1 protein-coding gene is annotated in these 1,046 nt (G+C 39.2%); it reads left to right on the top strand.

Annotation, left to right across the window (positions count from 1 at the left end; translation table 11 throughout):
* Nucleotides 1–986: ISL3 family transposase (locus tag ACI3E5_RS17550; RefSeq protein WP_498855888.1), on the top strand; the 986-nt coding region annotated here is incomplete at its 5' end.
* Nucleotides 987–1,046: the final 60 nt, after the last annotated feature.

The raw sequence follows: 1,046 nt of genomic DNA, 5'->3' as shown, positions 1-1,046 counted from the left end.
ACTGCTATCTTTCAAAGGAATTAAAGGTTCAAATTGCCTTGGAACTGGCGAAGAATACAACAAGAAAAGAAATTGCCGATCGCTATTTTGTCTCTGACGTAACCGTTCTGCGTGTCCTGCACACCTGCTTAAAAACGTATCATCCTCGTTTTGATACGTTACCTTCGGTCCTTTGTTTTGATGAGTTCAGATCGATGAAGTCCTGCAGTGGAAAAATGAGTTTTGTTTTTATGAATGGGCAGACCCAGCAATTAATCGGTGTATTGGAGAATCGTCGCCTTGCTTTCTTAAAACCATATTTCCTTAAATTCACTCGAAAAGCACGAGCGAACGTGAAATACGTCGTGATGGATATGAATGCCCCTTATTTTGAACTTGTAAAGGCGGTCTTCCCAAACGCAAAAATCGTGACTGATCGCTTTCACATTGTCCAACAAATCACTCGTGCGTTAAACCAGTTGCGAATTAAAACAATGAACAGCTTTCAAAAAACGGAACCGACAAAGTATCGACGATTGAAGCGATTCTGGAAATTACTCCTTAAGCATGCCTATGATCTGGATAGTTCCAATTATCAATATGATCGATCCTTTCGTAGACCAATGACGCAAAAAGCGATCGTCGATGAACTTTTGAGTTATGACGAGCAATTAACAAGGGCTTACGAGACCTGTCAGCTCCTCCTCTATCACTTTAAACACAAGGACAGCCAAAGCTTTTTCGATACGATCAACAGCTTAGATCAACGCCTCCCACAATGGTTTTGTAAGAAGCTGACGTTTTTAAATAAATACAAATTAGGGATTCAATATGCTTTAAAAACCAGGTATAGCAATGGTGCATTAGAAGGAACAAACAACAAGATAAAAGTGATAAAACGAGTAGCCTACGGCTATCGAAATTTCCACAACTTTCGAGCAAGAATTTATCTCATTCAAGGCTTAATCTTCCAAGTAAAACAAAAACCAGTTAAGCAATCTGCCTAACTGGTTATGACTAAATTTTCAGTTGTATCTTTCTCTACCAACACTAAATGTCGAAGAGCC

The organism is Candidatus Enterococcus avicola, assembly GCF_047470845.1.
In the GTDB taxonomy this organism is placed as follows: domain Bacteria; phylum Bacillota; class Bacilli; order Lactobacillales; family Enterococcaceae; genus Enterococcus_D; species Enterococcus_D casseliflavus.
The sequence above is the reverse complement of the archived record's forward strand: the minus strand, read 5'-3'. Positions and strand labels throughout refer to the sequence as shown.